Source organism: Amycolatopsis sp. SB7-3 (genome assembly GCF_041021335.1).
Classification (GTDB): domain Bacteria; phylum Actinomycetota; class Actinomycetes; order Mycobacteriales; family Pseudonocardiaceae; genus Amycolatopsis; species Amycolatopsis japonica.
In genome coordinates this window covers 422905-449590 of sequence record NZ_JBFPJQ010000004.1, presented here as the reverse complement: position 1 = coordinate 449590, position 26686 = coordinate 422905, and the positions used below count along the sequence as shown (strand labels likewise).

The window sequence follows — 26686 nt, the reverse complement described above, 5'->3', positions numbered from 1 at the left end:
TTTGCCGGCATCGGGAACCCGCTCACGGTACTAGGCGGGCCCCACGTGACCGGCGGCACGTCCGACGCGAAGGCGCGAGAATGCAATTCCCGCCCTGCATTTTGTCGCCGCGCCCCACGAATAGTTCGGGAGGCCGGGCCCACCCCGACGGACCCGACCTCCCGGGGAAAGCGATCCGGGCGCGAACACCCGACCGCGAAGACTTTTTACCTGCTCGACGGTCTCGTGACGCAGGTCATAAGTCAACGCTGCCGAACGGGTGTTGCTTTTTCCGCGCCGAAAGGCTCTGTGCCGCTACGAAGCGTAGGCGCGCAGGCGGTCCGCCCGCTCACCCTGACGCAGCTTCGACATGACCTCTCGCTCGATCTGCCGAACGCGCTCACGGGAGAGCCCGAAGTGCTTGCCGATCTGGTCGAGCGTGCGCGGCTGGCCGTCGTCGAGGCCGTAGCGGAGGCGGATCACCTGGGACTCGCGGTCGTCCAGCGTCGCGAGCACGCGGCGCAGGTCGTCCTGGAGCAGACCGGAGATCACGGCGCTCTCGGCGTCGGTCGCCTCGGAGTCCTCGATGAAGTCACCGAGCGGGGCGTCCTCCTCGGTGCCGACCGGCATGTCGAGGCTCACCGGGTCACGCGAGTGGTCGAGCAGGTCGGAGATCTTGTGCGCCGGGATACCCGATTCGGCGGCCAGCTCCTCGTGGGTGGCGTCCCGGCCGAGCTGCTGGTGCAGGTCGCGCTTGATGCGGGCCAGCTTGTTCACCTGTTCCACCAGGTGGACCGGCAGCCGGATGGTGCGTCCCTGGTCGGCCATCCCCCTGGTGATGGCCTGGCGGATCCACCAGGTGGCGTACGTCGAGAACTTGAACCCCTTGGAGTAGTCGAACTTCTCCACCGCGCGGATCAGACCCAGGTTCCCCTCCTGGATCAGGTCGAGCAGCGGCATCCCCCGGCCGGTGTAGCGCTTCGCGAGCGAGACCACGAGGCGGAGGTTGGCCTCCAGCAGGTGGTTCTTCGCGCTGTGGCCGTCACGCACGAGGGCGGACATCTCCGAACGCCGCTTCGGCGTGAGACCCTCGGCGGTGTCCAGCATGTGCTGGGCGAACACACCGGCTTCGATGCGCTTGGCCAGCTCGACCTCGTCGGCGGCGGACAGCAGCGCCGTCTTGCCGATTCCGTTGAGGTACACGCGAACGAGGTCCGCGGCCGGGCTCTGGGCGTCGAGGTCGGCGTCGGTGAGCGCCCCCGTGCTCACCGGCTCCTGGGTGGATTGCGCCGGGATACGGCGCTCGCGAATCCCGCGCGCTTCGCGTTCGAGAGTCTGGACTGACATTCTGCCTCCCCGGTCACGGGCTGAACGTGCTGCGATGTGTCCGCCGGATCCGCCTCGGCGTAACAGGCCCTGTGGAAAACCCGCTACTCCTCGTCGGCCCAGCTTGGCTGGACACTTGGCTCAACGCCGGGAGGTCCGAAAACGTTCCCGGCCGCTACAGAGGAGACGGGCGGCTGACCTGGGGCGTTGCTCGACCAACCCTGAGCTTTTCCTGAGAATGCCCGTGCCCGGGAGAAAGAAACGTGGTCTAGACCTCTATGAGGAGGGTGAACGGACCGTCGTTCACGCTCCGGACCGCCATCATGGCCCCGAACCGGCCGGTTTCGACCCGGGCGCCGCGATCGCGCAACGCGTCGACGACGGCCGTCACGAGCGGTTCGGCGACCTCGGGCCGGGCGGCCGCGGTCCAGGAGGGACGGCGGCCTTTGCGGGTGTCGCCGTACAGGGTGAACTGGCTGACGACGAGAAGGGGTGCGCCGGTGGTGGCGCACGACTCCTCGTCGCGAAGTATGCGAGCTTCGTGCAGTTTGCGGGCCATCGTCGGCACCTTGGACATGTCGTCGTCGGCGTGGATTCCCAGCAGCACCAGCAAACCCGGCTCGTCGATGGCGCCGGTCACCTCGTCGCCGACGGTCACGCTCGCTTCCGTGACCCTCGCCACCACCGCCCGCATCAGACGGCGGGCAGCAGCATGCCGTGCCGGACCAGTTCCCGGACGACGGGGAGCGCGGCCTCGGCCAGTTCCTCCGGTTCCAGGCCCTGAGCGGCCGCCAGGAGCACGATCAGATCCTCCAAAGGCAAAGCGCCCTGACAGCCGGCGAGCAGCCGTGTCGCGAGCTCGTCCACTTCGTGCGACCAACCGGGACCGTCGGTGCGGTGCAGCCGCTGGACGGTCGTGGCCCAGCCCTCCTCACCCGGCTCGGCGACGCTCTCCAGAAGGACGGTCTCCGGGACCCGGAACCGGACATCGAGGAGCGAATCCCCGTTGGTACGAAGCCATTCCACCCGGTCCAGCCAGTTCGCGGCCTCGGCGCCCAGCGGGTCGTCGTAGGCCTGGCGCAGGTCCTCGCACACGATCGTCGGGGTCGCGCCGTCCGCCCGGCGGAGGGTGACGAAGCCGAAACCGATGCCCTGGACGTCGTTCTCGGCGAACCAGTCGAGCCACGCGCCCGATTTCGCGCGGCCTTCGGGGGAGCGGGGGTCGATGCCCGCGTCACGCAGCCACGTGCCGACGTAGAGGCCCGGATCGGCGATGTCCCGCTGGACGAACCACGCGTCGGTCTCGGCGGGCAGCCAGCGGGTCACCCGATCGCCCCAGTCCTCGCCCTTCACGTGCAGCCAGGACGCCAGGAGCTGGCCGGTGCCGCCGTCGTTGAGGAACCCGGGCAGCTGCCGCACCACGAGCGCGCTGGCGTCGTCACCGGCGAGACCGGAGTCGCGGTAGGTGTAGTCGACCCGCGGCGGGCCCACCACGAACGGTGGATTGCAGACGATCTGGTCGAACCGGCGCCGCGCGACCGGCGCGAACCATTCGCCCCGGACGAGCTCGACGTCCAGCTCGTTGAGCCGGAACGTGGCCGCGGCCAGCGCCAGCGCCCGGGCCGAGACGTCGGTCGCGGTGACCTTCTTCGCGTGCCGGGTGGCGTGCAGCGCCTGGACGCCGTTGCCCGTGCCGACGTCGAGCAGGTTGCCGACCTCGCGGCGGCTGGTGGCCCGGATCAGGCTGAGGGAGGCGTGCCCGACACCGAGCACGTGGTCTTCGGGCACCGTGCGGCCCAGGATGTCGGCGTCGAGGTCGGCGACGACCCACCACGAGCCTTCGTCGTCGCCGTGCGGGCGGACGTCGAGACCGGCGCGGTAACCGTCGGCCACGGGCACGAGCAGGGTGGCGGCGACCGCGTCATCGAGGGAAAGCGGCGCGAAAGCAGCCTCGACGTCCTTCTCCGGTTCGGTCGACCCCAGAAGGAACAGCCGGATCAGCGTGCCGAGCTCACCCGAGTCACGCGTCGCGCGGTAGGCGAGTTCGGGTTCGCCGCGTCCGAGGGCGCCGTGGGCGGAGCCGAGGGCGCCGACCACGCCGTCGGCGTCGTAACCCGTCCGGCGGAAGGCGTCACGGAGCCTCGCGCAAACGTCGTCGGACAGGTCGGGGAGGGCCGCTCGTGTGCTCACGATGAGTAATACTGCCAGGATGAGGTCGTGAGCCTCGAAAGTGTCCTGGCACCGCTGCAGGCGGCGCTGCCCGGACTGGAAGACCTGTACATCGACCTCCACCGGCATCCGGAGCTGTCGTTCGCCGAAACCCGCACCGCCGCCGAACTGGCGCGGCGCCTGGAGGCCGACGGTTACGAGGTGCACACCGGTATCGGGCGCACCGGCGTCCTGGGCGTGCTGCGCAACGGCCCCGGCCCCAAGGTGATGCTGCGCGCCGACATCGACGCGCTGCCGGTCGAGGAGAAGACCGGCCTGCCGTACGCGAGCACGGCGCGCGGGGTCGACGCCGACGGCCGCGACGTGCCGGTGATGCACGCCTGCGGTCACGACATGCACGCCACCTGGCTCTCCGGCGCCGCGTCGCTGCTCGCGGCCGGACGCGAGCACTGGTCGGGCACGCTGATGGTCGTCTTCCAGCCGGGTGAGGAGGCTGGGGACGGCGCCGCCGGCATGGTCCGTGACGGCGTCTTCGGTCCCGCCGGCAAGCCCGACGTGGTGCTCGGCCAGCATGTCGTGCCCGGTCCCGCGGGCTGGGTGCTGACCAGGCCGGGCGTGATCATGGCGGCCACCGACGCGCTCCGCATCACCCTGCACGGCCGGGGCGGGCACGGCTCACGCCCCGAGACCACGGTGGATCCCGCCGTGCTCGCCGCGTCCGTGGTGCTCAAACTGCAGACCATCGTGTCGCGGGAGATCTCGGCGACCGAATCGGCGGTGGTGACCGTGGGATCGCTGCACGTCGGGACCGCGCACAACATCATCGCCGACCACGCCGTCCTCGAGGTCAACATCCGGTCGTTCGACCAGGCCGTGCGGGAGAAGGTCGTCGCGGCGGTCGAACGGATCGTCCAGGGCGAGGCGGCCACCGCGGGCGCGCCGAAACCGCCGGAGATCGAGCGGATCGGCGCGTTCCCGGTCACCGAGAACGACGACGCGGCCACCGAGGGGCTCACCGCCGCCTTCCGCGACCACTTCGGCGAGGGCCGCGTGATGCCCGCGCCGCTGGTCACCGGTAGCGAGGACTTCAGCGAATTCGGCCGCGCCGCCGGGGTGCCCTCGGTGTTCTGGCTGGTCGGCGGCCTGGACGAGGGCAAGGTGATCGCCGCGATGACCGCCGGGCGCTTCGAACAGGACATCCCGTCGAACCACTCGCCGCTCTTCGCGCCGATCCCGCAACCGACGCTTTCGGCCGGCGTCGAGACGCTCGTGGTCGCGGCTTTGCACCGGCTCACCCACCCGGGTGTCGGATGAGCCGGGGGAGTGGGAGCATGGAAGCCGGAGGTGGTGCTGTGAACGCGCCCGCCCACGGTCCCGAACCGAGGGAACCCGCTCCGGTGCTGATCACCGAAGCCGCCCCGTCCTACGAAGACCAGCTGGCCAAGCGGAAGCGGAAGTACATCATCATGATGTCGTTCCGCATCCCGTGCCTGATCCTCGCCGGGATCTTCTACCAGACCTGGTGGCTCGCGCTGGCGCTGATCGCGATCTCGATCCCGCTGCCGTGGATCGCCGTCCTGGTGGCCAACGACCGGCCGCCGCGCAAGAGCGAGAAGGTCAACCGGTACCAGGCCGAACCGACCCGCATCGAAAGCTCCGGTCACCGCGTCATCGACGGCGGCTGACTCGTTTCGCGCGTGCTATGAACGGTCCGTTCCTTGCGAAATTCGCAAGGAACGGACCGTTCATAGCGTTCGGTGAGGCTTAAGGCTGCGGCCCGACCTTCGCGACCGCCTGGGCACCCAGCCGCGTCCCGGCCCGAAGCACCTCCACCGTGGACTCGCCGCGCAGCCACGCCGCCAGCACACCGGCGTCGAAGGCGTCCCCGGCACCGGTCGAATCGACGCACTCCGCCGGCTGCGCGGGCACCGAGGTGATGGTGCCGCTCGCGTCCACCCAGCTGGCGCCGTCGAGACCGGCGGTGACCACGACCTCGCCGACGTAGTCCAGCAGTTCCTTCGCCGCCTCGGGATCACTCGACCCGGTCAGCGCGACCAGTTCGCTGGTGTTCGGCATCAGCAGGTCCACGCCGCGCACGTCGTCGAGGAAGGCCGCGGGATCGGTGATCAGCGTCGCCGCCTGCGGGTCGACCGACGTCGTCAGCCCGGCCTTCTTCGCCGCCGCCAGCGACGCGAGCGCCGCGGGCCGTGACGACGGGTACAGCAGGACGTAGCCCGAGAGATGCAGGTGACTCGCCCCGGCCAGGGCCGCCTCGGTGATGTCCTCCGGGCTGAACTTCGCGTTGGCCGCGCGGTCGGCGAGCATGCTCCGCTCACCCGCCCCGTCGACGAGCACGACGACGCAGAACGTCGGCTCCTCGGGGTCCACCGCGAACTCGCAGCGGACGCCCGCCGCCTCCAGTTCGCTCTTCACCATGCGGCCGCCGGAGTCGTCCCCGATCCGCGCCACCAGAGTGGTCTCGGTGTCCTCGGCCCGCAGCCACAGCGCGGTGTTCGCCCCCGCGCCGCCGCTGGTGAAGTGGACCTTCGCGCGGATGTCGCCGCCGTGCGGGATGGGACCTTCGTGCCGCGCGACGACGTCGAGACCGACGTCGCCGACGACGACGATGCCGCTCATGCGGTCGTCCCGGCGAGCGCGACGGCGACCTCGGTGGCCAGTTCCGCGTTGGACAGCACCAGGGCCTCGTTCGCGTCGAGGCTCACGCCCTCGCTGGCGGTGTGGAAGTGCTCCAGCAGCACCGGTGTGACGTCCTTTCCGTGCACGCCACGGGTCTTGAGGAGTTCCAGTCCCTCGGCGAGCAGCCGGTCGTGTAGTTCCCGGTCCATTTCGGACGCTTCCGGGATCGGATTCGCCAGCAGGACACCGGAAGACGCGTGCGCCCGGTGCGCGGCGATGACCGCGGCGGCCCGCGCGGCGTCGTCGACCCGCCACGGCACCTCGAAACCGGACGAGCGGAGGTAGAACGCCGGGAACTCGCCGGTGCGGTAGCCCAGCACGGGTACCGAGTTGGTCTCCAGCACTTCGAGGGTCGCGGCGATGTCGAGTACCGACTTAACGCCCGAGCAGACGACCGTGGTGGGCACCTTCGCGAGCACGCCCAGATCCGCCGACACGTCCCAGCTCTGCGCCGCGCCCTGGTGCACGCCGCCGAGCCCGCCGGTGGCGAACATCCCGATCCCGGCCGCGGCGGCGAGTGCCGCGGTGCTCGCGACGGTGGTCGCGCCGGAGCGGCCGAGGCCGACGGCCGGGCCGATGTCGCGCAGGGAGAGCTTGTCCAGGTCCGCGCCGGGCGCGCACACGCGTTCCAGCTGCTCGCCGGTGAGGCCGATCAGGGGGACGCCGTCGAGGACGGCGATGGTCGCGGGAACGGCGCCGCCGTCGCGCACGACCTTCTCCAGCCGCCGGGCGACGTCGAGGTTGCGGCCGGGCGGGAGACCGTGGGAGAGGATGGTGCTCTCCAGCGCGACGACGGGGTCACCGGCGGCGAGGGCGGAGGCGACCTCTTCGTGAAGGGACAGTTGCGGAGTCACGAACGAACATCATCGGTGATGTGGGTCCGCGTCACGCCATCGGGTCAGTTCGTTCGAGAGGTTCTCGCGCGCCTTGGCCTCCCAGCGTGCCCGCCCGATGTCGCTGCGGTACAGCCGCGGCCTGGCCAGCAGGTTTTCCAGCACGGCCGCGCGACCCGCCCGCCAGTCCTCGTCGGAGTAGATCGAGTACTCCTCCCGGACACCGTTCGCGTACTGCTCGTAGTCCTCCGGCGCGGCGCCGAGGATCGCCAGATCGGCGTCCAGCAGCGCGGTGGCGAGGAGGTCTTCGTCGGGGGCGGCGTGGTGGATGGTGCTGAGGATCAGCTCGCCGGCGCGTTCGACGTCGGCCGCGGGGACACCGGCGTTGGTGAGTTCGTCGCGGGTCCAGGCGGCGCTGGCCTGCTCGTCCTCGCCGGGGCGGGCGTCGTAGACGACGTCGTGCGTCCACGCCGCGATGGCGACGAGGGCCCGTTCGCGGGCGCCGAGCCCGAAGGCGACGGCGAGGGCCCCGCTGTCCCGCGCGACGGCCGTGACGTGCCCGAGATCGTGATAGCGCCGGTGCGGCTCGGCGTAGCGGGCCTGGAGGTCGTTCCACGCGACGGCGGCGATCTGGTGATCGCCACCGAGCCGGGTGATCGCGGTCGGCCAGTCCATCAGTCGAAGATCCCGCGTGCCTTGGCCACCTCGTGCAGCCAGCCTTCGAGCTGCGGCTCCCACTTGACCCGCTCCAGCGCGGCGTGGTCGACCTTGAACAGGCCGAGGAACTCCTGACCGCGTCCGCCGAAGCCGCCGCTCTTGGACACCCGGACCCGTTTGGTCACCTCCAGCACGACCTGCGTCTCCGACGGCGAGGACAGGAAGGTCACCGCCACCGAGGTGAAGACGGGCGCGAACCGCGGCGAGGGGGAGAAGCGGATCTCCTGGAAGAAGGGAAGCTGCTGGACCGCGCCGTCGACCCGGCCGCGTTCCAGCACGGCCTCGCGGAAGACGAAGCCGATCCGGCTGAAGGCGTCCAGTATCCGTTTCTGCGCGGGCAGCGGCTCGATCGCGGCGGCGTCGACGTCGACCGGGTCGGTGACGGAGTTCGCGATGTCGAGGCTGGTCTGCAGGCCGACGGCCATCCCGTTCAGCGGTTTGCCGAAGACGCTGGAGATCGGCGTCTCCCAGGGCAGGGCGACCTCGAACGGGATGCGGACCTGCTGGCCGGGGCCGATGCGCTCGTTGCCCGCGAGCTGCTGGGTGCCGAACTCGAGGTCCTCGACGCCGGGGCGGCGTTCGTCCGGGAGCGTGACCCTGGCGAGCAGTTTGACCGAGAGACCGTTGATCTCTTGATCGACTTCGCCGCCGAGCAGCAGGACCTCGCCGCGCAACGGGCGGCCGGGGGAGACCGTGCGGTCGAGCAGCCGGGCGTCGATCTTCGCCCCGCCCGAGCCGAACGTCGCGAGCACCTTCTGGAACATGGGCGAGATCCTGCCAGGTCGCCGGTGTGCGCAGGAGGATTTGGGGCATTATGGAGGGGTGAGTACTCAGACCCTTCCGAAGCCGGATACCCGTCCCGAGGGCACCGACGGCACCGACGACGATTCGCCCAAGATGTTCCACTACGTGCGCAAGAACAAGATCGCCGAAAGCGCGGTCATGGGCACGCACGTGGTGGCGCTGTGCGGTGAGGTCTTCCCGGTGACGAAGTCGGCGAAGCCCGGTTCGCCGGTCTGCCCGGACTGTAAGAAGATCTACGACGGTCTCAAGCCGGGCGACTGAGTGTCCGTCCGGTGTCCGATACCGGACAAAATCTGAAAATCCTTCACATGGCGGCTGCCCGTCCCGGTTTTCGCTGGTAATCAGTACCCGCCAGCGAAACCCAGCCGGGACGGAGCCTTCATGCGTAGAACCGGGATCGTGCTCGCCATCGCCGCGTTGGTCGCGGTGTTCTCACCCGCCGCCGCCCAGGCCGTCACCGGCTGGACCACGGTCGGTTCGGACAACGCCCGCCCGCTCGACGAGGGCCAGGGCCTCGCCACCATCGAACGGCCGTCCGGGACGATCTACCGCTACACCGGGATCGCGACCGTCCCGATGAGCCTCTCCACCCAGGGCTGGAACCACGTCGGCGACCCGGGTTCCGCGCAGGGCTGGTACGTCGAGCCGTACCAGCGCGACGACCGGGGAGCGAAGCTCTTCCGCGTCGAGTCGCCCGACGGGAAGTGGGCGAACTACACGCACACGCTGGAATCGTGGGAGGCGAACAACAACTCGTTCGCCGCCGTGACGCCGGACGCGCGCTGGATGGTGGCGGGCGAGTGGGGCACGATGGACCGCCTCCTCGTGCACCCGATGCCCGGCGTCGCGCACACAAACCCGGCGGCGAACCTGCCGTACTCGTCCGCGATCCGGCTCGACAAACCCGTGCGGGACATCCAGGGCTGCGACTTCGTCACCGCGACCCGGCTGCTGTGCTCGTCCGACGATCCCGAGGGCTTGCTGTTCGGGACCACGAAGCCGCTGCTGCAGGTGGATCTTTCCGGCGTGCTGTCGGGTTCGGACGTGACCGGGCGGGTGACGTCGCTGGGGCAACTGCCCCTCAAGAGCACCTGCAGCGGGAACTTCGAGACCGAGGGAATCGACGTCGCCGCCGACGGGACCCTGCGGGTCGTCGTGCTCTCGCCTTCGTGGTGCGTGGCCTTCGACAGCAAGACGTGGCGGTTCCGCAAGGCGTGACACGCCCATGCAGTTAGTCGGCTAAGTGCGAAAGGCACGCCGGGCGCCCACCCGGCCCCGGCGTGCCTTCCTCCCCCGCCCCCAGGTCTACGCGGTCGGTTCCGGAGTCAGCGTCTCGGAGGACGGAGCCGCCGAAGGGGACCGGCGGGCCGCCTTCTTCGCGCGGCGCTTCTCCTTCCGCGTCTCGACCATCGTGTAGAGCGTCGGCACCAGGATCAGCGTCAGCAGGGTCGAGCTGACCAGCCCGCCGATCACCACGATCGCCAGCGGCTGCCCGATGAACCCGCCCTGCCCGGTCAGCCCGAGCGCCATCGGGACCAGCGCGAAGATGGTCGCCGCCGCGGTCATCAGGATCGGCCGCAGCCGTCGCCTGCCGCCTTCGACGACGGCGTCGGCGACGCTCATCCCCGAAGCCCGGTACTGGTTGATCAGGTCGATCAGCACGATCGCGTTGGTCACCACGATGCCGACGAGCATCAGCATCCCGATCAGCGCGGGCAGGCCCAGCGCGGTCCCGGTGGCCAGCAGCAGCCCGATCGCGCCGGTCGCCGCGAACGGGATCGACACCAGCAGGATCAGCGGCTGGATCAGGCTGCGGAACGTCGCCACCATGATCAGGTACACGATCGCGACCGCGGCCAGCAGCGCGAGGAACAGGTTCCCGAACGCCTCCTGCTGATCCTCGCTGACCCCGCCGAGCTTGTACGCCGCGCCGCCGCTGAAGGTCAGTCCGTCCAGTTTGGACTGGATGGCCTTCGTGGTGGCGGCCAGGTCGGCGCCGGTGTTCTTGGCGGTGACCGTGGTGCTCAGCTCGCCCGAGGTGCGGTGCACCGCGGCCGGGCCGTCCACTGTGGACACGGTGGCGACCGAGTCCAGCCGGACCACGCCGGTCGCGCTCGGGATCGGCAGCGCCTTGACCGCGTCGACCGACACCGGGGCCGTGCCCGCGCGCAGCACGATGTCCGTGCGCTGACCGTCGACCGGCAGCTGCGTCACCGTGCGGCCGGCGATGGCCTGGTTCGCGATCTGGCCGATCGTGGTCGCCGAAAGCCCGCTCGCGGCGGCCTTGGCGGCGTCGACCTCGACCTGCACGCGCGGCGAGCCCTGCGCGAGGTCACTGGTCACCTCGGTGAGGTCCGGGACGCCGGACATCGCCTGGCGGACCTGCTCGGCGGCGGGCTTCAGCGCCGCCTCGTCCGGCGCGGTGACGGTGATCGAGACCTGGTCGGAGTTGAACCCGCCGGCTTCCGCGCCGATCTTGACCTCACCGAGTTCCGGCTTGTCCAGCTTGCCCCGCAAGCGATCCGACAGCGCGTCGAGGTCGGTGTCCTTGGCGACGGTGACCTGGATGCTGGTCGCCGTCCCGCCACCGCCGAAGAAGTTCCCTCCGCCGATGCTGACCTGATACGTCTCGACGGCCGGTTCGGCGGCGAGCGCCTGCTCGACCGCGCCCGCGGCCTTCTCCTTGGCCTCGGGACTGGTGCCGGGCGGCAGCTTCTGCGAAAGGCTCAGCGTCGTGGAGCCGGACTGGTCGAGGAAGTTCGTGTTCAGCTGCGAGGCCAGGCCGACCGTGCCGCCGAAGATGATCAGCGCCAGCAGCACGACGGTGACGCGGCGCCGGGTCGCGAACCGGATCACCGGCACGTATCCGCGCTGCAGCAGCCCGCGCCGTTCCTTGTCCTCGGCGGCCTGGCGCGTGAGCTCGGCCTCGCGTTCGTCGGCCGGGGCCTTGGGCGGTTTGAGGAACCAGTACGCCAGCACCGGGACGATCGTCAGCGAGACCAGCAACGACGCCAGCAGCGCCACGGTGACCGTGACCGCGAACGGCGAGAACAGCTCGCCGACGAACCCGCCCACGAAGGCGATCGGCAGGAACACCGCGACCGTGGTGAGGGTGGACGACGTCACCGCACCCGCGACCTCGCGCACGCCGTCGAGCACCGCGCGCTGCTTGTCCTCGCCGTAGGCCAGATGTCGTTTGATGTTCTCCAGCACCACGATCGAGTCGTCGACCACCCGCCCGATGGCGATGGTGAGCGCGCCGAGGGTGAGCAGGTTCAGCGAAAGATCGCCGGTCCACAACGCCAGCAGTGCCACGACCACCGAAAGCGGGATCGACACCGCCGTCACCAGCGTCGAGCGCACCGACATCAGGAACAGCAGGATCACCACGACCGCGAACGCCAGCCCCAGCAGGCCCTCGGTGGTCAGGCCGCTGATCGCGTCCTTGACCGGGGTGCCCTGGTCGAACACGACGCTCATCTCGGCGCCGATCTTCTTCGACAGCTCGGGCAGCTTGTCCCGCACCGCTTCCGAGATCGCGACCGCGTTCCCGTTCTCCACCATGGTGATCGAAAGCCCGAGGCTCGGCTTGCCGTTGGTGCGCGTGATCGACGTCGGCGGCGCGAAGCCCGCCTGGACGTCCGCGACGTCACCGAGCTTCACCGGCTTGCCCGCCGGCGCCCCCGGACGGGAAGGCTGCGAAGGGGTGAGATACACGTTCTTGATCGTGTCCACTGTGGTCGGTCCGCCGCCGACCTGGACGGTGAGCGTCTTGTCGCCTTCGGTGAGCGTCCCGGCCGGGACGGCGGCACCGGCGGTCTGCAGCGTGGTGGCGATCGACGACGGGTCGACCCCCGCGGCCGCCAGTTTCGCGTAGTCCAGCGCGATGGTGACCCGCGGCTGCCGCACACCGGTGACGTCGACCTCGCGGACGCCGTCGATCTTGCGCAGTTCCGGCGCGACCTCCCCGGTCAGCGCGGGCGCGAGCGCCTGCGGGTCACCGGTGGTCCCGGCGGCGAGCAGCACGACCGGGAGATCGTCGGTGGACCCCGCGGACACCGTCGGCTCGCTGTTCTGCGGCAGGCGGGCCTTGAGCCCGTCGATGACGCGCTGGATCTGCCCCACGGCCGCGTCGATGTCCGTGCCGAACTCGAACTGCGCGGTGATCCGCGACAGCCCCTCCGACGACGTCGAGCTCAGTTCTTCGAGCCCCTTCAAACCCTGCAGCCCGCCTTCGAGCGGCTCGGTGACCTGACGGTCGACCGCGTCCGGCGACGCGCCCGCGTACGGCGTGATGACCTGCGCCTGCGGGAACTGCAGTGACGGGAACAGCTGCTGCTTCAGCTGCGGCAGGGCGAAGGCGCCGAAGCCGATCACCACCAGGGCGAGCAGCCCGATGAGACTTCGGTTGCGCAGGCTCAGTCTGGCCAGCGTGGACATGACGGGATCCCCCAGGAAGACAACTCGGGAACGTGCGGATTACCGCGAGCTTTTCATGGCGGCGGGTGGACTGGATTCACACCACGGGTGGAATCGGAGTACGACTTCGGGATGAGGTCCTGCTCAGACTGGCCTCAATTTTGCCGTTCGGTCACCTGATCGGTTTCGCTCTGCGTTTCTTCGTTCACCGATTGTTCTGATTCGGTCTCGTCGTTCTGGCGGGGGCGGCGGAGCGGGACGGTCGTCCGTTCCCACAGTTTGCGGCCCTCTTCGGCACGGATCCGTTCGCTGGCGCGTTCCATTTCCAGCCGCCGCCATTTCCGGCGCTGGCGTTTCGTCGCCTTGGCGGGCCACAGTTCCTGGATCGCGCTGTTGAAGTACGCGCCGCCGACCACCGCGAGCCCGATGAAGAACATCAGCAACAGGAACGCGATCGGCGCGGCGAGCGCGCCGTAGGTGTAGCCGGTCTTGGTGATCCAGTTCAGGTAGATCCGCAGCCCGATGCTGGAGAGCAGGAACACGACCATGGCGAGCATCGCGCCCGGCAGCCCGCGGTGCCACGGCAGCCTGCGTGGCAGGGACAGCTTGTACAGCGTCGTCAGCGCCAGCACGATCATCACGGCCAGCACCGGGTAGTACAGCGTGCCGACCCAGTACGACACCGTGTCGCGCCAGTCGGTGGGGAAGAACTGGGGGAGCAGGTCCGGCCCGATCGCCAGCAGCGGCAGCCCGACCACCAGGATGACCAGCCCGGCCAGGTACAGCAGCAGCGCGAAGATCCGCTGCCAGACGTCGTTGCGGACGCCGTACTGGTCGTGCGCGACGGTGATCGCGTCGACGAACGACGACATCGCCGACGAACCGGCCCACAGCGAGATCAGGAAGCCGACGGAGACGATCTCGCCCTTGCCGACGGTGAGGATGCTGTTGACCGTCGGCTCGATGATGTCGTGGACGGCGTTGTCGCTGAAGATCGTCTTGCTGAAGGTGATGATCCGGTCGTGGACCGCGGTCACGACCTCCTGGCCGAACCAGTCGCCGACGAAACCGAGGCAACCGAGGAGACCGAGCAGCAGCGGCGGCAGCGACAGCGTCTGCCAGAACGCGGCTTCGGCGGCCTCGGAGAAGATGTTGCCGTCCCAGGCCTTGCTGAGCGTGCGGCTGAGCAGGCGCAACGGCCCCCTGCGGCCCTTCGCGACCTCGGCGGCCGTGTCGGGACGGCCGTTCTCCTCGCTCATGCAGCTCCTCCGCCGGCGCCGAGCGCCCTTGACGGTGTCCAGCATGGTCCATGCCGCGCCATTCGGCTCGCCACCCCTGGGTTTTCGGGTGAGTAACCCGACAACGGGGGTGGCGCTTCCGGCGTTCCACGGGGCTGGAAGGTAGGCTCCCCGGAGTGCCCTCACCTCAGGCGCCGGCGTCGCGGCCGGATACCCAAGTGGGGGTTTTCGCTTGTGTCAGGGTGGATGACCAGGCATTTCGAGTGAGGGAGGAGGGGGACCTGCATGTCGGAAACCGTTGAACGCGATCGAGGCGAGCTGGGCGCGCCTCCCGCGGCGAAGGACAGCACGGCCCGCCCGCTGCGTGCCTGGCAGCGGCGGGCGCTGACGAAGTACCTCACAAAGAAACCGCAGGACTTCCTGGCCGTGGCGACGCCGGGCGCGGGCAAGACGGTGTTCGGTCTCCGGATCGCCGCCGAGCTGCTGAGCGACCGGACCGTCGAGCGGATCACCATCGTCGCGCCGACCGAGCACCTGAAGCACCAGTGGGCCGCCTCGGCCGCGGCCGCCGGTATCGCGATCGACTCGAACTTCCGCAACGGCACCGGTGTCACCTCGCGTGACTACCAAGGTGTCGCGGTCACCTACGCGCAGGTCGCCGCGCATCCGTCACTGCACCGCGTGCGCACCGAGAACCGCAAGACCCTGGTCATCCTGGACGAGATCCACCACGGCGGTGACGCGAAGTCGTGGGGCGACGCGATCCGCGAGGCGTTCACCCCCGCCGTCCGCCGTCTCGCGCTCACCGGGACGCCGTTCCGCAGTGACGACTCGCCGATCCCGTTCGTCACCTACGAGGCCGACGGCTCGGGTTTCCAGCGCAGCAAGGCCGACCATGCCTACGGCTACGCCGACGCGCTCGCCGACGGCGTGGTCCGGCCGGTCGTCTTCCTCGCCTACTCCGGCGAGGCCTCCTGGCGCACCAGCGCGGGGGAGGAGTTCACCGCACGGCTCGGCGAGCCGCTGACCGCCGAGCAGAACGCGCGGGCCTGGCGTACGGCGCTCGACCCGGCGGGCGAGTGGATCCCGTCGGTGCTGCAGGCCGCGGACACGCGTCTCGCGCAGCTCCGCGCCAACGGCATCCCGGACGCGGGCGGTCTGGTGATCGCCACCGACCAGGACTCGGCGCGCGCCTACGCCAAGATCCTGCAGCGCATCTCCGGCCAGAACCCGACGGTCGTCCTCTCCGACGACCCCAAGGCGTCCGGGCGGATCAAGGAGTTCTCCGACTCGACCGACCGCTGGCTCGTCGCGGTCCGGATGGTGTCCGAAGGCGTCGACGTCCCGCGTCTCGCCGTCGGTGTGTACGCCACGAGCGCGTCGACCCCGCTGTTCTTCGCGCAGGCCATCGGCCGGTACGTGCGTTCGCGCAAACCCGGCGAGACTGCTTCGGTCTTCCTGCCGAGCGTGCCGGTGCTGCTGGAGCTGGCCAGCGAGCTGGAGGCGCAGCGCGACCACGTCCTCGGCAAGCCCCACCGCGAGAAGGAGGGCTGGGACGACGAACTCCTGGCCCAGGCCAACCGCACCGAGGACGAACCGGGCGAGGAGGAGAAGGCGTTCACCTCGCTGGGCGCCTCCGCCGAGCTCGACCAGGTCATCTACGACGGCAACTCGTTCGGCACCGCGGTGTTCTCCGGCTCCGACGAGGAGCAGGAGTACCTCGGCCTGCCGGGGCTGCTGGAGCCGGACCAGGTCCGCGCCCTGCTGCGGAAGCGGCAGGAGGAGCAGCTCTCCGATGAGAAGCGGCGCAAGCCCAAGGCCGAGGAGGCGGCGCCGGTCGCGCGGCCGCAGTCGGTCAGCGAGCGGCTCGGCGCGCTGCGCAAGGAGCTGAACGCGCTGGTGGGCGTGCACCACCACCGGACGCGGAAGCCGCACGGCGCCATCCACAACGAACTGCGCCGGGTGTGCGGCGGGCCGCCGACGGCGATGGCTTCGGTGGAGCAGCTGGAAGAGCGGATCGTCACCCTGCGTTCCTGGTGACCGCTCTCGAGCAAGCGCTATGAAAGGTCCTTTCCTTGCAAATTTTGCAAGGAAAGGACCTTTCATAGCGTTCGGGGGCGGAGAACCGGAGCTGCACTGATCACGCTCAGTGAGTGGTGGCGGTCACACCGTCAGCACACCTAAACTTCGTACGTCTTGCTACGGCCACGTTGCCAAACCGTGTCCATTTGATGAGGCTTAATCGATTCAGCCGTCTTCCGCGAAACCCGTTCGGCGGCATATGTTGTCGCCCACAACATATGCGCGATGGTGCGACCGGTCCTTCAGGATCGCCGCCCGCGAGCAAGATCGGAGAAGGAACGAGGATGCGCAGCAGAACCCTTACCCTCCTCGCCGCGACGGTGGGCGCCGGCCTGGTGCTTTCCGCCTGTGGCGCCAACACCGCCGACTCGGGCAGCGGCAACTCCTCGCAGTCCGCGCCCGCCCCGGGCGGCGCCGCCGCCGGTGGCAAGGTCGGCGTCATCCTGCCGGAGACCGCCACCTCCGCCCGCTGGGAGTCCTTCGACAAGCCCTTCCTGACCAAGGCGCTCAAGGACGCGGGCTTCGACGCCGACGTCCAGAACGCCCAGGGCGACGTCCAGAAGTTCACCACCCTGGCCGACGGCATGATCGCGCAGAACGTCAAGGTCCTGATCATCGCCGCCATCAACGGCGAGGTCGGCTCGGCCGTCGCCAAGAAGGCGCAGGCCGCGGGCATCCCGACGATCGACTACGACCGCCTCAACCTCGGCGGCAGCTCCGACTACTACGTCTCGTTCGACAACGAGAAGGTCGGCCAGCTCCAGGGCCAGGGCCTCGCCGACGCGCTGAAGGACAAGAAGGGCGCCGAGGTCGTCATGATCGAGGGTGCCCCGACCGACAACAACGCGACGCTGTTCGCCAACGGCCAGAAGTCCGTGCTGCAGCCGAAGTTCGCCAGCGGCGACCTGAAGCTCGTGCGCGAGCAGGCCATCGACAACTGGGACAACCAGAAGGGCGGCCAGACCTTCGAGCAGATCCTGACCGACAACAAGGGCAAGGTCGACGGCGTCGTCGCCGCGAACGACGGTCTCGCCGGCGCGGTCATCACCGTGCTGAAGAAGAACGGCCTCAACGGCAAGGTCCCGGTCACCGGTCAGGACGCCACCGCGGACGGCCTCATGGCCATCCTGCGCGGCGACCAGTACATGACCGTCTTCAAGCCCATCAAGGAAGAGGCCGAGGCCGCGGCGAAGCTCGCCGTCCTCCTGGCCAAGGGCGACAAGGCGGGTGCCGACGCGCTGGCCACCGGCAAGGCGAAGGACCCGAAGGGCAACCGCGAGGTCAAGTCCGTGCTCCTCGAGCCGAAGCTGACCACGAAGGACGGCGTCAAGGAGGTCGTGACGCAGGGCTACGTCAAGGCGGCCGAGATCTGCGGCGGCGACCTGGCCGCGGCGTGCACGCAGCTCGGTATCTCCTGACCCGTTAAATCCAGACGACCGGGCTGGTGCGTTCCCTCGACGGAGCGCACCAGCCCGGTACCCAGCCGGGAGAACCCCCCATGAGTGAACCCATCCTCGAACTGAAGCAGCTGAACAAGAGCTTCGGGCCGGTCCACGTCCTCCACGACGTGGACTTCAACGTGCGCGCCGGCGAGGTCACCGCGCTGGTCGGCGACAACGGTGCCGGTAAGTCCACTTTGGTCAAGTCGATCGCCGGGATCCACGGCTACGACTCGGGAACGGTGACGTTCCAGGGCAAGCAGGTGAACATCCACGGCCCGCGCGACGCCGCCGATCTGGGCATCGAGGTCGTCTACCAGGACCTCGCGCTCGCCGAGAACCTCGACATCGTGCAGAACATGTTCCTCGGCCGGGAACGCGGCAGCAAATGGCTGCTCGACGAGGCCAGCATGGAGAAGGCCGCCCGCGAGACGCTCGCCTCGCTTTCGGTCCGCACCGTGAAGTCCGTCCGCACGCCCGTTTCGGCCCTCTCGGGCGGGCAGCGGCAGACCGTCGCGATCGCGAAGTCCGTGCTGTGGGACTCGAAGGTCGTCCTGCTCGACGAACCGACCGCCGCGCTCGGTGTCGCGCAGACCCGTCAGGTGCTCGACCTCGTCCGCCGTCTCGCCGAACAGGGCCTCGGTGTGGTGCTGATCAGCCACAACATGGCCGACGTCTTCGAGGTCGCCGACCGGATCGCGGTGCTCTACCTCGGCCGTCTCGTCGCCGAGGTGCACACCAAGGACGTCACCCACGGCCAGGTCGTGGAACTGATCACCGCCGGTCGCTCCGGCGACCTCGGCCTTGCCCGCCCCGAAGCCGCCGTCCTCTGAGCAGAGGCGAGAAAGAACCGGAAATGACTGAGACACCTGCAAAGCCCGCCTCGCCGGAGGGGGGCAAGTCGGCGGCCGCCGCGCTCAACCCGTCGGCGGCCATCACGGACTTCGGCATCGACACGACATCGATGTCGACGCGCGAAGCCGTCGGCGACTACTTCTCCCGGCTCAAGGCCGGACAGCTGGGTTCGCTCCCGGCGCTGCTCGGCCTGCTCGTGCTGGTGATCGTGTTCGCCTCGCTGTCGGACACCTTCCTGACGATGAACAACATCGCGAACCTGATGGCGCAGGGCGCCGGCAAGGCGATCATCGCGATGGGCATCGTGTTCGTGCTGCTGCTCGGCGAGATCGACCTGTCCGCGGGTACCGCGTCCGGCGTCACCGCCGCGGTGCTGGCGATGCACTACGTGCGCAACGGAAACCTGTTGGGCGGCATGGGGAACGGCGTGTTCATCGCGTTCCTCGTCGTGCTCGCCATCGCCGCCCTGCTCGGTGTGATCCTGCGGATCTGGGCGGGTGTCGGGTTCGCCGTGCTCGCCATCGCGCTCGTGCTGTCGGGAACCGCGGCCAACGCGTGGATCGAGATGCTGCTCGCGATCTCCGTCGGTGGCGCGATCGGTGTCCTCACCGGTTTCCTCGTCTCGAAGATCGGCATGCCCTCGTTCGTCGTGACGCTGGCGCTCTTCCTCGCCTGGCAGGGTGTCATCCTCCAGTTCATCGGTGAGGGCGGCACGCTCGGCATCAGCACCTCCGACGTGCTGTTCAAGGTCGCCAACGGCAATCTGTCCACTGTGGGCAGCTGGGTCCTGTTCCTGATCGCCGCCGGTGGTTTCGCCGCGGTGACACTGGGCCAGCACTTCTCGCGGCTCAAGCGCGGTCTGGTCACCCAGCCGACGCCGATGGTGCTGTTCAAGGTCGGCGCGATCGCCGTGGTCGCCGCGATCGCGACCTATCTGCTCACGCTGAACCGCGCGCCGAACCCGAACATCGTCATCTCCGGCGTCCCGTACGTCGTGCCGATCGTGCTCGGCCTGCTGGTGCTCGGCACCTACGTGCTCAACCGCACGCAGTACGGCCGCCACATCTACGCCGTCGGCGGCAACCGCGAGGCGGCCCGCCGCGCCGGTATCAACGTCGAGAAGATCCGCGCCTCGGTGTTCGTCATCTGCTCGGCGGTGGCGGCGGTCGGCGCGATCGTCTACTCGTCGAAGGTCGGTTCGGTCGACCCGCAGGCCGGTGGCCTCAACACGCTGCTGTTCGCGGTCGGCGCCGCCGTCATCGGTGGTACGTCGCTGTTCGGCGGCAAGGGCCGGGTCGTCGACGCGGTGATCGGTGGTCTCGTGCTGGCGGTCGTCGAGAACGCGCTGGGCCTGCTGAAGCAGTCGGCGGCGGTGGTCAACATCGTCACCGGTCTGGTGCTGCTCCTCGCGGCCACGGTGGACGCGCTGTCCCGGCGCCGCGCGGCTGCGTCGCCGCGCTGAGTCCGCATGGAATGATGAAGTCCGTGACCAGCACACCCGTTGCACGACCAGACGAGGTGCGCAGGCACAACCGCACGACCTTGCTCCGGTTGCTGCACGTCAGCGGCCCGAGCACCAGGGCGACCCTCGCCACCGAGCTGGGGCTCAACCGCAGCACCATCAAGACCCTCGTCGACGGCCTCGCGGAAGCGGGGGTCGTCGAGGAGCGGGTCCCGAGGCCGGGACGAGGGGCGGGCCGCCCCTCGCTCCTGGTCCTGCCGCAGCCGCACGCGGCGGTGGTGCTCGCGGTCGATCTCCAGGTCGAACACGTGGCGATCGCGCTGGTCGGGTTCGGCGGCCAGATCCTCGGGCGCAACAGCTGGAACCTCCGCGGCCGGATGCGGGAGGCCGACGAGGTGATCACGCACGTGATCGAGTCGACCACCGTGCTGGCGGGCGACCTCGGCGTACAGCCGATCGCCGCGGGCGTGTCCGTGCCCGGCGTCGTCCGCCGGGCCGACGGGCACGTCCACGAGGCCCCCAACCTGCGCTGGACCGACGTGGCGCTCGGGGAACGGCTCGGCGGTGTGCTGCGCATCCCCGTCCTGGTCGGCAACGACGCCGAACTAGGCGCCATCGCCGAACACCTGCGCGGCGCCGCGCGGGGCTCTTCCGACGCCGTGTACGTCTCCGCCGACGTCGGTGTCGGGGGCGGGATCATCGCGGACGGCTCGTCGCTGCGCGGCGGCGCGGGCTACGTCGGCGAGATCGGGCACATGGCGATCCGGCCGGGCGGCCGCCCCTGCTACTGCGGGTCCAGCGGCTGCTGGGAGACCGAGGTCGGCGAGGCGGCGCTGTGCCGCGCCCTCGACCTGCCCGAGGACACCCCGCGCGGGGCGATCCTGTTCGAACTGCGCGAGCTGGGCCGGGATCCGCACGCGGCCGAGGAACGGTTGTCGGAGTTCGCGGAATGGCTGACGCTGGGCCTGGTGAACGTGGTCAACCTGCTCGGCCCCCAGCTGGTGGTGCTGGGCGATCTGCTCACCGTGCTGCCCGATTCGGTCGTGAAGTCGGTCGCGGCCGAGGTCCGGCGGCGGAGCCTGGTCAGCCGGGCCGTCGGCGGGACGCAGATCGTGAGTTCGGCGCTCGGGGCGGACGTGAAACTGCTGGGGGCGGCTGAGGCGGCGTTCGAGATGATTTTGGACACCGTGTAGCTCGCATTTAGTCCTCTGGATGCGGTAGTTGCACACGCAAGGACCGCATCCAGAGGACTAAATGCGTTCTGTCACGAGGCCGGACAGCAGGGCCACCAGGGCGGCCAGGGCTTTCTCCTTCGCGGCTTCGCGGTCTTCGGCGTGCGCGATCATCAGCGCGGCCTCCGCGCAGGCGCTCAGCACCAGTTGCGCCAGCTCCGGGATCGGCGCGTCGATCAGCAGCCCGTCCGCCGCGGCGGACTCCAGGATCTCCGTGATCATGCCCAGCCCGTACCGGTTCTCCAGTTCGCGCCATTCCTGCCAGCCGAGGACGGATACGGCGTCGGTGAGCGCGATCCGCACCACCTCGGGCCGCAGGCACAGGTCCAGGAACCGGCTGAGCACCCCGAGCGCCCCCGTCCACGGGTCGCCCGCGGCACCCAGGACGGTCTTCAGCTCCTCGGTGATCTCCGTTTCGATCTGCTCGATCACGGCACGGAACAGCCCCTGTTTGTCCCCGAAGTGGTGATACAGCGCGCCGCGGGTGACGCCCGCCGCCCGGACGATCTCGTCGGCGGGCACGGCGGCGTAACCCTGTTCGGCGAACAGCGTCCGCGCCGCCGTGATCAACGCGGCCTGCGTCGATTGCGAGCGTTCGGTCTGGCTACGTCGTGGCGTGGGCACGCAGGAATTCCACCATCATGCCGCTCAGCCGCTCCGGCTGGTCCTCCGGCACGAAGGTGTAGGAATCCTCGATCGTCTTCAGCTCGGCGTTCGGCAGGACCCCGGCGAGCTTGCGGCCCACCCACAACGGGAAGTGCCGGTCCTCCGGTGCCCAGGCCAGCAGCACGGGCTTGGTGAACGCGGGCAGCCGCTCGGCAGCGGTGAGGGTGTAGCGGTTGTCGACGCTCGCCATGAACCGGCGCAGATCGTCGCGGATCTCCGCGCTCCGGCGGCTCGGCAGCAGGTACGCGTCGAGGATGTGGTCCGGGACCGGGTGCTTGGCCAGCCAGAGGAAGTCCGTCGCCTTCAGCGGCCACCGCCAGCGCAGCGCCGCGGTCACCAGCCCGACGCCGCCGGGGATCCGCGCCAGCGGGCTCAGCCCCGCGAACAACGGCGGCAGGAAGCGCTCGAAGGAGTCCGACGGGGTCAGCACGACCCGGCCCACCCGTTCCGGGTTCGTGGTCATGAGCAGTTGCGTCAGTGCGCCGCCGGTGTCGTTCGCGACCACGGTGACGTCGGTCAGGTCGAGTGCTTCGAGGAACCGCGCGATGAGCGCCGCGACCCCGGGCGGGCTCAGCTCGGCGTGGGGGACCGGGATCTCGTGCGAGCCCAGTGGCCAGTCCGGGGTCAGGCAGCGGAACCCGGCGTCGGCGACCGCGGGCGCCACCTTGCGCCAGAGCAGGCCGTTGGTGAGGAGGCCGTGCACGAAGACCACGGGAGGCCCTTCGCCATGGTCGCGATAGCGGATGCGGGCGTCGCCGAGATCCACCACATGTGCTTCACCGAGGAGGTCGCTGGTCGTCATGCCAACTAACATACATTCTGTCTGTATGTTTTTGAAGGTGAAAAACAGGGCGGCCGGCTCTCTCCCCTGGGGGAGTAGCCGGCCGCCGGTGGTCGTGGACTGGTGGGCTACCGCTGAATGTCCGCGGACATTTCCTTGAGCTTCGTCTCGTGTGCGCGGGCGTGGTGACCACAGAAGAGCAACTCGCCACCGGTGCTGAGAATGGCTCGAACCTGGGCTGCAGCTCCACACCGGTCGCATCGGTCGGCAGCGGTCAGTTCGGGGCGGGTGAGCGTCGGTGAAGTCATTGGAGTCTCCCTCCGTCCCGGCACCGGTGGCCCGGTGCCATCGATCCAGCTACGACCACTTCGGCACTGATGCCGGCAACATTCGTTCCCGGCCCCGCCGTGTTCGTGCTTCCACTCTTCCAGACGTTTGGCGGCCCGCAAGTGTTCCCGTGCGGGTGTCTCATTTGTCACTGGTAATTACCTCGTATGCCGTAGCGTAATCACGCAACGTGGGAGAAGACTCCCCGCCGAAGGGCCTTTTCCCACGTCAGGCACCATGCGGGGGTGGGAATCGCAGTCGTCCGGAACCGTCTTCCGAGCGTGCCGTCGCCGATCTTGTTCGTTCTCAGCGGAATTTCGATGTACGCCGGTGCGGCCGTCGCCGTAGGTCTCTTTTCGGTCGCCTCCCCCGCGGGGGTGGCCTGGCTTCGCTGTCTCGGGGCGGCGGTGGTCCTTCTCGCGTGGCGCAGGCCACCTCGCTCGGCATGGACCGGCCGCACGTTCCTGCTCGCGGGCGCCTTCGGCGTCGTCACCGCCGGGATGAACGTGCTCTTCTACGAGGCGATCGCGCGGCTGCCGCTGGGCACCGCGGTCGCCCTCGAGTTCACCGGGCCCGTGGTGGTGGCCGCGTTCGGTTCGCGGACCCGTCGCGACGTGTTCGCGCTGCTGCTGGTGGTGGCCGGCGTGGTCGCCATCGCGGACGTCCGGCTCGAAGGCAGCCTGCTCGGCGTGCTGTTCGCCCTCGGCGCGGCGGCCGCCTGGGCGGGCTACATCCTGCTCGGGAAGCGGGTCGCGGTCGGCGGGAACGGGATCGACGGGCTGGCCGTGGGGTTCGCGGTCGGCACCGTGGTGCTGTCGCCGCTGGCGCTCGGCACCGGCGCGGTGTGGGGTTCGCCACGTTTGGTGCTGCTCGGCGTCGGGGTGGGGGTGCTCGCCACCGTCGTGCCGTACGGGCTCGACCAAGTGGTCCTGCGCAAGGCCGGGCAGGCGCGGTTCGCGCTGCTGCTCGCGTTGCTGCCGGTCACGGCGGGCGTCATCGGCTTCCTCTGGCTCCGTCAGGTCCCGGCGCTGCCCGAGGCCCTCGGGACGCTGGCCGTCGTCGCCGGGGTCGCGCTGCGTTCCCCGGGGAAACGTGATGACTCGGCGCCCCTCTGAGCGGGATACTGAGCGGTCTGTGGCGCTTTCAGCACCGGGAGGACACGTGGCCGAGATCCGGCGGGCCGTCACCGTCGAGGAGGTCGTCGCCGCCCAGCACCTGTTCGACGGCCCCGCGCACCGTGAGGCGTCCGAGAAGTTCCTCGCGGGGGAGGAGAACCACCTCCTCATCGCCTACGAGGACGGCGAGCCCGCGGGGATGATCACCGGCACCGAGGTGACGCATCCGGACAAGGGCACCGAGATGTTCCTCAACGAACTCGACGTCAGCCCGGACTACCAGCGGCGCGGGATCGGTCGCGACCTCGTCGACGCGCTGGCCGGGATCGCGCGGGAGCGCGGCTGCCGGGGGATGTGGGTCGGGGTCGAAACGGACAACGAGGCCGCGCTGGCGACCTACACCTCGGCCGGGGCGTCGAACGACGGGCCGTTCATCATGCAGTCGTGGACGTTCGAAGACTGATGTCGTCCGGAATCGACGGCGACCGGACGGGGCTGTCCGATCGCCGCTGGCTGCCAGGGGGCGAGCACCTCGTCGCCGTCGCGCGGGCCGAACTCCCGCAGCGGGACGGGCTCGCCGGACCCTTCACGGCGCTGGCCGCCCTGCGCGCGGCGGGTTTCGACGTCGCGGGCCAGGACGAGGTCGCGGCCCTGTCCGGCACCACCCACGAAGGTCTGGCACGGGCGATCGGGACCCTGTCGGGCGGACGGCTCGTCGCCGTGCCCGCCACCGGGGACTGGGCGCCGCACTCGTTGTTCATGCTCCTCGCGGCGCTGTGGCGGCTGCCGAGGGTCGCGTTGATCGCGGAGGTCGACCCGGCCGAGTTCGGCGCGCACGACACCCCGGCGCGAGCGCTGCTCGACTATCTCGACACCGGTATCCCGCCGCTGTGGTCGTCGCGCTGGCGCCCGCCCGGCGGGCATCACGTGCTGGCCGCCGGGATGCGGATCGGCGCCGAAGGCACCCTTGTGTCCATTATGGACGGCTATCCGTCCTTGGGGGACAACGGTTTGCACGACCAGCCGGTGGAATGGGTGGCCGCGGCGCTGAAGCGGATGCTGGTCGTGGTGGACGACGGCGACGCCGAGGCCGCCGTCGCCGCGATCACGACGGCCGGTCTGTGGAGCTGAGCTCGTCCTTCGCGAAACGGGAATGCTTGCGCCCGTAGAAGACGTAGATCAGCAGACCGAGCAGCAGCCACGCGGCGAACCGCAGCCACGTCATCACGTCCAGGTTCAGCATCAGGTAGAAGCACGCCAGCGCCGCCACGATGGGCAGATACGGCGAGAACGGCACGGTGAACGGACGTTCCAGGTCCGGCCGCCGTTTGCGCAGCACCGGCACGGCCAGCGCGACGATGATCATCGCCGACAGGGCGCCGATGCTGACCATGTCGGCGAGTTCGGAGATCGGGACGAACGCGGCCAGCGCCGCGATCAGCACCGCGCCGGCGATGGTCATCCGGTGCGGGGTGCCCCAGCGCGGATGCGCCATGCCGAACTTCTTCGGCAGCAGGCCGTCGCGGCCCATCGCGAAACCGATCCGGCCGATCGTCACCAGTTCCACCATCATCACCGACGTCAGCCCGGTGACCGCGCCGAGCGAGATCAGCGCGCCCACCCAGTGCTGCCCGACGCGGTCGAAGGCGTCGGCGAGCGGGGCGCCCGCGTCGATCTCGGCGAACGGCACCATCCCGGTCAGCACCAGCGAGACCCCGATGTAGAGCAGCGCGCAGACGCCGAGTGCGCCGAGGATGCCGACCCGCAGATCGCGTTTCGGGTTCACGGTCTCCTCGCCGAGGTTGGCGAGCGCCTCGAAACCGGTGTACGCGAAGAAGACGACGGCCGCGGCGGTCACCATCCCGGCGATGCCGTAGACGGACTGTTCGAGCCCGAGCGCGGCTTGCACGATCGGCTGGTGCAGGGTCCCGGCGGTTTCCGTCGGCGGCTGCGCGGCCGGGATGAACGGGGTGAGGTTCTCGCCGCGGACGTAGAACACGCCGACCGCGAGGATCAGCACGCACACCGCGACCTTGACCAGCACGAGCAGATTCGTCACCCGCGCCGACTCCTTGATCCCGAGGACGGCGATCACGGTCAGCACGGCGATGATCACGACCGCGCCTATGTTGACCTTCGCGTCCTCGCCGAACCAGTCGGGGGAGAGCCCCATCAGATTCGCGAGATAGCCGGACCAGCCACGGGACACGACGGCCGCGCCGAGGGCGAACTCGAGCAGCAGGTCCCAGCCGATGATCCAGGCGAAGGTCTCGCCGAGGGTGGCGAAGGCGTAGGTGTAGGCGCTTCCGGCCGTCGGCACGCTGGAGGCGAGTTCGGCGTAGCAGAGGGCGGCCATCCCGGCCACGACGGCGCCGAGCACGAACGACAGCGTGACCGACGGGCCCGCGTGCGTTTTCGCCTCGACCCCGGCGAGGGTGAAGATGCCGGTGCCGATGATGATGCCGACCCCGAACCCGATCAGGTCGCGCCCGTGCAGGCGGCGTTTCAGCTCACCGGAATCCTGCCGTTTCAGGACCTCGTCCAC

At 69.7% G+C, this 26686-nt stretch carries 25 protein-coding genes; 12 read left to right on the top strand and 13 right to left on the bottom strand.

Annotation, left to right across the window (positions count from 1 at the left end; translation table 11 throughout):
- Window positions 1–294 precede the first annotated feature (294 nt).
- From AB8M46_RS29665 to AB8M46_RS29655, 3 genes are all read right to left on the bottom strand, one after another.
- The gene (locus AB8M46_RS29665) at window positions 295–1326 is read right to left on the bottom strand and encodes a sigma-70 family RNA polymerase sigma factor (protein ID WP_016332919.1); all 1032 of its coding nucleotides are present in this window, start codon (window positions 1324–1326) and stop codon (window positions 295–297) included.
- A gap of 247 nt (window positions 1327–1573) precedes the next feature.
- Window positions 1574–1999, bottom strand: a complete 426-nt coding sequence (gene dtd, locus AB8M46_RS29660; protein ID WP_394362347.1) for a D-aminoacyl-tRNA deacylase — start codon at window positions 1997–1999, stop codon at window positions 1574–1576.
- On the bottom strand, window positions 1999–3495 hold the full coding sequence (locus tag AB8M46_RS29655) for a methyltransferase (protein WP_394362346.1): 1497 nt from the start codon (window positions 3493–3495) through the stop codon (window positions 1999–2001). The genes dtd and AB8M46_RS29655 overlap by 1 nt, the downstream gene beginning before the upstream one ends.
- A gap of 27 nt (window positions 3496–3522) precedes the next feature.
- Between AB8M46_RS29655 and AB8M46_RS29650 the strand changes: the two genes are divergently transcribed.
- Together AB8M46_RS29650 and AB8M46_RS29645 are read left to right on the top strand one after the other, a co-directional pair.
- Window positions 3523–4788 (top strand): amidohydrolase, encoded by a 1266-nt coding sequence (locus tag AB8M46_RS29650; RefSeq protein ID WP_394362345.1) that lies wholly within the window; start codon window positions 3523–3525, stop codon window positions 4786–4788.
- 17 nt (window positions 4789–4805) lie between these two features.
- Window positions 4806–5159 carry a DUF3099 domain-containing protein gene (locus AB8M46_RS29645; RefSeq protein ID WP_037343675.1) on the top strand — a complete coding sequence of 118 codons (354 nt, stop codon included), beginning with the start codon at window positions 4806–4808 and terminating at the stop codon, window positions 5157–5159.
- Between the two features lie 79 nt (window positions 5160–5238).
- Here the strand turns inward: AB8M46_RS29645 and AB8M46_RS29640 are convergent, their stop codons facing one another.
- From AB8M46_RS29640 to AB8M46_RS29625, 4 genes are read right to left on the bottom strand one after another with little or no spacing between them, the layout of a single operon-like run.
- Window positions 5239–6111 carry a carbohydrate kinase family protein gene (locus tag AB8M46_RS29640; protein ID WP_037343677.1) on the bottom strand — a complete coding sequence of 291 codons (873 nt, stop codon included), beginning with the start codon at window positions 6109–6111 and terminating at the stop codon, window positions 5239–5241.
- Window positions 6108–7025 (bottom strand): pseudouridine-5'-phosphate glycosidase, encoded by a 918-nt coding sequence (locus tag AB8M46_RS29635; RefSeq protein WP_037343679.1) that lies wholly within the window; start codon window positions 7023–7025, stop codon window positions 6108–6110. Before AB8M46_RS29635 ends, AB8M46_RS29640 begins: the two co-directional genes overlap by 4 nt.
- Before the next feature lie 9 nt (window positions 7026–7034).
- Window positions 7035–7679 carry a hypothetical protein gene (locus tag AB8M46_RS29630; protein WP_125736498.1) on the bottom strand — a complete coding sequence of 215 codons (645 nt, stop codon included), beginning with the start codon at window positions 7677–7679 and terminating at the stop codon, window positions 7035–7037.
- Window positions 7679–8485: a sporulation protein gene (locus AB8M46_RS29625; protein WP_350594330.1), complete on the bottom strand. Its 807-nt coding sequence runs from the start codon at window positions 8483–8485 to the stop codon at window positions 7679–7681. The genes AB8M46_RS29630 and AB8M46_RS29625 overlap by 1 nt, the downstream gene beginning before the upstream one ends.
- A 58-nt stretch (window positions 8486–8543) precedes the next feature.
- Here AB8M46_RS29625 and AB8M46_RS29620 point away from each other — a divergent pair, with 58 nt between their 5' ends.
- Both AB8M46_RS29620 and AB8M46_RS29615 read left to right on the top strand, forming a co-directional pair.
- A complete protein-coding gene (locus tag AB8M46_RS29620) occupies window positions 8544–8786 on the top strand; it encodes a DUF3039 domain-containing protein (protein ID WP_007033595.1) in 243 nt (80 codons plus the stop codon).
- Between the two features lie 120 nt (window positions 8787–8906).
- On the top strand, window positions 8907–9743 hold the full coding sequence (locus AB8M46_RS29615; protein ID WP_394362344.1) for a hypothetical protein: 837 nt from the start codon (window positions 8907–8909) through the stop codon (window positions 9741–9743).
- An 87-nt stretch (window positions 9744–9830) separates the two neighbouring features.
- Here the strand turns inward: AB8M46_RS29615 and AB8M46_RS29610 are convergent, their stop codons facing one another.
- Entirely contained in the window at window positions 9831–12965 is a 3135-nt protein-coding gene (locus AB8M46_RS29610) for an efflux RND transporter permease subunit (RefSeq protein WP_394362343.1), read from the bottom strand.
- A gap of 134 nt (window positions 12966–13099) precedes the next feature.
- Window positions 13100–14203, bottom strand: coding sequence for a YihY/virulence factor BrkB family protein (locus tag AB8M46_RS29605; RefSeq protein WP_037343692.1), 1104 nt, complete (start codon window positions 14201–14203; stop codon window positions 13100–13102).
- A 264-nt stretch (window positions 14204–14467) separates the two neighbouring features.
- On the opposite strand from AB8M46_RS29605, the gene AB8M46_RS29600 reads away from it, so the two are divergent.
- From AB8M46_RS29600 to AB8M46_RS29580, 5 genes are all read left to right on the top strand, one after another.
- Window positions 14468–16222, top strand: a complete 1755-nt coding sequence (locus tag AB8M46_RS29600) for a DEAD/DEAH box helicase (RefSeq protein ID WP_037343694.1) — start codon at window positions 14468–14470, stop codon at window positions 16220–16222.
- A 326-nt stretch (window positions 16223–16548) separates the two neighbouring features.
- Complete coding sequence (locus tag AB8M46_RS29595; protein ID WP_016332932.1) at window positions 16549–17682, top strand: sugar ABC transporter substrate-binding protein; 1134 nt, start codon at window positions 16549–16551, stop codon at window positions 17680–17682.
- Between the two features lie 80 nt (window positions 17683–17762).
- Window positions 17763–18536, top strand: a complete 774-nt coding sequence (locus AB8M46_RS29590) for an ATP-binding cassette domain-containing protein (protein ID WP_005164482.1) — start codon at window positions 17763–17765, stop codon at window positions 18534–18536.
- Between the two features lie 23 nt (window positions 18537–18559).
- Complete coding sequence (locus tag AB8M46_RS29585; protein ID WP_037343699.1) at window positions 18560–20020, top strand: sugar ABC transporter permease; 1461 nt, start codon at window positions 18560–18562, stop codon at window positions 20018–20020.
- A gap of 11 nt (window positions 20021–20031) precedes the next feature.
- Window positions 20032–21213, top strand: a complete 1182-nt coding sequence (locus AB8M46_RS29580; protein WP_394362342.1) for an ROK family protein — start codon at window positions 20032–20034, stop codon at window positions 21211–21213.
- 57 nt (window positions 21214–21270) lie between these two features.
- Here the strand turns inward: AB8M46_RS29580 and AB8M46_RS29575 are convergent, their stop codons facing one another.
- From AB8M46_RS29575 to AB8M46_RS29565, 3 genes are all read right to left on the bottom strand, one after another.
- Window positions 21271–21876 carry a TetR/AcrR family transcriptional regulator gene (locus AB8M46_RS29575; protein ID WP_037343703.1) on the bottom strand — a complete coding sequence of 202 codons (606 nt, stop codon included), beginning with the start codon at window positions 21874–21876 and terminating at the stop codon, window positions 21271–21273.
- Window positions 21857–22720 (bottom strand): alpha/beta fold hydrolase, encoded by an 864-nt coding sequence (locus tag AB8M46_RS29570; protein WP_394362341.1) that lies wholly within the window; start codon window positions 22718–22720, stop codon window positions 21857–21859. Before AB8M46_RS29570 ends, AB8M46_RS29575 begins: the two co-directional genes overlap by 20 nt.
- A gap of 107 nt (window positions 22721–22827) precedes the next feature.
- Complete coding sequence (locus tag AB8M46_RS29565; protein WP_016332937.1) at window positions 22828–23007, bottom strand: hypothetical protein; 180 nt, start codon at window positions 23005–23007, stop codon at window positions 22828–22830.
- 339 nt (window positions 23008–23346) lie between these two features.
- Between AB8M46_RS29565 and AB8M46_RS29560 the strand changes: the two genes are divergently transcribed.
- The 3 genes from AB8M46_RS29560 to AB8M46_RS29550 are packed head-to-tail and all read left to right on the top strand — an operon-like array spanning window position 23347 to window position 25272.
- Entirely contained in the window at window positions 23347–24141 is a 795-nt protein-coding gene (locus tag AB8M46_RS29560; RefSeq protein ID WP_037344482.1) for a DMT family transporter, read from the top strand.
- A 46-nt stretch (window positions 24142–24187) separates the two neighbouring features.
- On the top strand, window positions 24188–24604 hold the full coding sequence (locus tag AB8M46_RS29555; RefSeq protein ID WP_037343707.1) for a GNAT family N-acetyltransferase: 417 nt from the start codon (window positions 24188–24190) through the stop codon (window positions 24602–24604).
- A complete protein-coding gene (locus AB8M46_RS29550) occupies window positions 24604–25272 on the top strand; it encodes a DUF6885 family protein (RefSeq protein ID WP_125736614.1) in 669 nt (222 codons plus the stop codon). The genes AB8M46_RS29555 and AB8M46_RS29550 overlap by 1 nt, the downstream gene beginning before the upstream one ends.
- Here AB8M46_RS29550 and AB8M46_RS29545 read toward each other — a convergent pair.
- The gene (locus AB8M46_RS29545) at window positions 25247–26686 is read right to left on the bottom strand and encodes an APC family permease (protein WP_394362432.1); all 1440 of its coding nucleotides are present in this window, start codon (window positions 26684–26686) and stop codon (window positions 25247–25249) included. The genes AB8M46_RS29550 and AB8M46_RS29545 overlap by 26 nt on opposite strands.